The 4,121-nt window shown below is 36.8% G+C and carries 4 protein-coding genes and 1 pseudogene; 4 read left to right on the top strand and 1 reads right to left on the bottom strand.

Features of this window, described 5'->3' with window-relative positions:
• Positions 1-156 (top strand): annotated as a pseudogene (locus tag V7183_RS23025) (ABC transporter ATP-binding protein); the annotation flags it as partial.
• 2 nt (positions 157-158) lie between these two features.
• A complete protein-coding gene (locus V7183_RS23020; protein WP_335360963.1) occupies positions 159-884 on the top strand; it encodes an ABC transporter permease in 726 nt (241 codons plus the stop codon).
• Between the two features lie 70 nt (positions 885-954).
• Here the strand turns inward: V7183_RS23020 and V7183_RS23015 are convergent, their stop codons facing one another.
• Positions 955-2,058, bottom strand: a complete 1,104-nt coding sequence (locus V7183_RS23015; protein ID WP_335360962.1) for a lactonase family protein — start codon at positions 2,056-2,058, stop codon at positions 955-957.
• A gap of 460 nt (positions 2,059-2,518) precedes the next feature.
• Here V7183_RS23015 and V7183_RS23010 point away from each other — a divergent pair, with 460 nt between their 5' ends.
• On the top strand, positions 2,519-3,094 hold the full coding sequence (locus tag V7183_RS23010) for a sigma-70 family RNA polymerase sigma factor (protein WP_335360961.1): 576 nt from the start codon (positions 2,519-2,521) through the stop codon (positions 3,092-3,094).
• The gene (locus V7183_RS23005; RefSeq protein WP_335360960.1) at positions 3,084-4,058 is read left to right on the top strand and encodes a hypothetical protein; all 975 of its coding nucleotides are present in this window, start codon (positions 3,084-3,086) and stop codon (positions 4,056-4,058) included. Before V7183_RS23010 ends, V7183_RS23005 begins: the two co-directional genes overlap by 11 nt.
• Positions 4,059-4,121: the final 63 nt, after the last annotated feature.

Below are 4,121 nucleotides of genomic sequence, written 5' to 3'. Positions count from 1 at the left end.
CATTATCTAGAAGAAGTAGAAGCACTTGCTGATCGCGTCGGCATTATGCACGGGGGTAAATTGCATGCACTTGGAACAATTGATGAATTAAAAGAAAAGACGGGACAATCTTCTTTAGAAGATATTTTCCTTATGCTAACTGAAGAGGGGGTCTGATTATGAGATATTTAGCATTTGCTTCACGTAATCGTAAGGAGATTTTACGTGATCCTCTGACGCTTCTTTTTGGGATTGTGCTTCCGATTATTATCATGTGTCTTTTTTCAATCATGCAGAAAAATATGCCGTTTGACCTTTATAGTATAGAAAGCTTAACGCCAGGCGTGATCGTTTTCAGTTTTTCTTTCATTACGTTATTTTCAGGAATGCTGATTGGTAAGGATAAAAGCAGTTCGTTTTTAATGCGGATTTTTGCTTCACCTATGTCTGCGTCTGATTATATGATTGGATATGCTCTTCCACTATTACCGGTTGCAATTCTTCAAATTGTTATTTGCTTTATTTCAGCATTTTTCTTAGGTTTATCTTTTAATGCGAATGTACTAGGTGTCGTAATTCTGCTCATTATCATTGCGATGCTTTATATTGGATTTGGTCTACTGCTTGGCACGTACTTTACAGACAAGCAAGTTGGCGGGATTTTTGCAATCTTTGTCAACCTTACAGCATGGTTAAGTGGCACTTGGTTTAAGTTAGATATGATTGGTGGTGCGTTTAAAACAATCGCTTATGCATTACCATTTGCCCATGCGGTTGATGCTACACGATTTGCTTTATCTGGTGAATACGGTGATCTTGTTGTACCTTTATTATGGGTAGTGGGTTATACGATTATTATCTTCGTAATTGCTGTTTTGGGCTTTAAGAGGAAAATGAAAAGCTAACTAGATTGTATTCATACCAAAAAATCATCCTATATTTTCTATTCCATTAAATATAGTAAACCCAATAGAATCAAAGAACAGCTAAACCTTGCGATCCAAAATAAGGAAATTTAGTCCAAGCAGCAACCTGCAATCTAATAAGACTACCATCATCTTGGATATGAAATACTGAGACTGTACCTTGATTCCCGTTCAATGTGTAAAAATAGCGGCCATCTTTACTCACACCAGCATCTATCGGTAGACCTGTAGATGTACCTGCTGGTGTACTGGTAATATGCCCGACAACCGATAGTGCTCCGCTTGAATCTATACGATATGTGGTGATTGTGCCACTTAAGGTGTTGGTGGTATAAGCAAATCTTTCATTCCTCGTTGTTACAACCCAGCAAGTGGTTTTCTGGCCGTTCAGTACAGAGCCACTGATAACATTAAGAATCCCGTTGTCGCTCATTGAATATGATGACAGCGTACTAGAAAAGGATTCCGTAACTAAAAGTAGTCCTGAGGATAGAAAACAAGAGCCGAACGGTCCCTTACCACTTGAATCGTTAATAATTGGACCTGTAACCGTACCATTTTTATTCACATGAAATACACTGAGATGGTTTGAAGTAAGCTCGGATACAACGATTTTACTGCCATCTGGAGTGAAGAGAACCTGCGTCGGCTGAGCATTGAAAGTACTGAGAGAATGGGTTGATCCGGGAATAGGAGTAAGGCGTCCGTTATCATCTATGCGAAAACCAGTGATATTGGATGCAAAATTGTTAGCGGCATTGCCTACATTGGAAACATAGAGAAGATTACCAAATACATCTACGCTATTGGGCTGGGCACCTCCTGATGGCTTCATATCCACGAGAACAGGTGCTCCGCTGTCGGTTATCATGAAACTACTGACACTATTGCTGCCTGCGTTAACTGCAAGTAGGAAACGGCCATCACGGGACAAAGTTAAGGAACCTTGTGACGCAAGGGGATCGATGCCATCGTTTGCAGTTGCAGTTGAGACTTCTCTTGTACCAGTACCTCTGCTATAAGTTGGATAGGAACCTACAAAGGTGAGTAGTCCATTCATGTCCTGGTAAAAGGCAATGATTTGATTCGTTACTTCATTATTGGTCATCATATAAACCATACTCGCACGAGAATATTCGTTCATTTTTTGCATTTTATGACTCTCCTCCTTTCATAATTTTATATGGTTCTTTTGCCATTTCAATTCCAAAAATTGATGTACATTGGTTTAAAAGATAGGTGGATTTTCATTCACTTATCCCGCGAACCTGCTCCGTTAGTTCAATAACATAGGCTCTTGTTTTTCTTCTAATTTATATACTTTATCTCACTCTATTCCACAAACTGCAGCGTGAAATATTAGCACATAGAAGGCTTGTCTTCGTATGTCTTTTTATTGTAAAGATAAATAATGCGCTCATGGAGCATCTAAAAAAATTAATATATTCATCTTTTGACCAGTTATTGTTTGAAAACGACTGATTAGTTGAGACGATACAAAAGATGATTTTGTATTATTGTAATAAATAAATTTTAGTGTAAAATGAACCTTTTGTGAGAAACGAGCGAATATAGTGTGAAAGATTGTTTAGAACATGAGAGGGGAACGGAAATTGGATGAAATAGAATTAAAGGAATGGCTCCAGAGAATGACATCTGGCGATCAACAAGCCTTCCAAGTTATTTATGAATTCATATGTAAAGATGTTTATAGGACGGTTGTTTTTTTAGTAGGAGATAAGCATGATGTAGAGGATATTGTGAATGAGGTATATATCCAAATGTGGAAATCGGTAGCAAACTATGATATGAATCGGTCTTTTCGTTTTTGGCTACATGGATTAATTGTTCGACAAGTACAAGATTGGCGGCGTAAATCATGGCGACGCTTTCGTATTTTTGAAAAAAAGAAAATGTACGAACAAGATCAGTCTTACATAGTGGATGAAGATATTTTACATAAAGAAACGCGTAGTGAGTTAGTAGAGCTCGTACAAAAGTTATCATATAAGCATAGGGAAGTCGTTATTATGCGCTATTTCCATGAATACAGTTTGGATGAAATTGCAGCGCTTCTTCGTATACCTATTGGTACAGTAAAGTCTCGATTACATACAGCATTGAAGCGTTTACGGTCAGAAATGGAGAATGTTCCAGCTATACAGGGGGGCGAAGCGAATGGATTTTGAAAAGCGGTTAAAAGATGAATTGCAAATGAAAGCGGAAGCGATGGAACCACCTAGTAATCTTCAAAAAATGGTGAAAACCTCTTTTAATACATATCACCAAGAAAAGAAAAAGCGGAGACGATCGATGAAGAAAAAGCTGTTAGTCGGATTAATAGCCGCTGCAATTCTTATACCGACAGGGACTTTTGCAGGACCTACCTTGGTTAGTAAAGTTATTGGCACTCCAGAAGAGGCAAAGGAACAATTTGGTGCAGTTGAAGAAGAATACAAAGAATTCAACGAAATATTTGAAATAGCAAATCAGCTGTTCACAAAAGAAGAGTTTGAAAAATTTTCTAAGCTGTGGAAAGAATCACAAGCATTAAATAAAAAGGCAATTGTAGTTGATGGAAAAAGAGAAGGTCGAAGTACAGCTCGGCTTAGTAAAGAAGAATTGAAAAGATATGATGAAGTAAATGAAGAGTTACGACCTTACGAAGAAAAAATATATGGAAAATTCAAATATACGATAAAAGAAGCACAGGAGCTAGTTAATTTTCCTATAAAACATCCGGACTACTTACCTGAAAATTATAGATTATATGAAGAAGAGGCAAGAGCGGAAATTACGACTGGGAAACCACAGCCACTCATTACGCTGACTTATGTGAAAGGCGAATTGAGTTCAAAAAGTGGTAGTTTTGAAGATGTATTTCAAATCAAACAGTCTGAAATTTTTGAAATAAAAAAGATACCGTATGAACAAAATTTAGATAATTTTGACGAACAACCTTTTAATCGATTATCAAACTATACGATCGATGGGTGTAGGGTAACATTAGGAGAATATAAATTTGGAAATATAATTGGTATGAGAATAATTGTGCCAGCAAAAAATGGTAGAAATGAGTATCGAATCTTTGTCACTGATAGCAAGTTACCAAAAAAAGAGTTAGAAAAAGTATTATTTTCAATGGTGAAATAAATAGCGCAAAGTAGCTATTCAAAAAAAGTTCAATATTTATTATACAATATAGCAGGATATATC

It is taken from the genome of Bacillus sp. JJ1127, from assembly GCF_036965845.1.
Taxonomy (GTDB): Bacteria; Bacillota; Bacilli; order Bacillales; family Bacillaceae_G; genus Bacillus_A.
The sequence above is the reverse complement of the archived record's forward strand: the minus strand, read 5'-3'. Positions and strand labels throughout refer to the sequence as shown.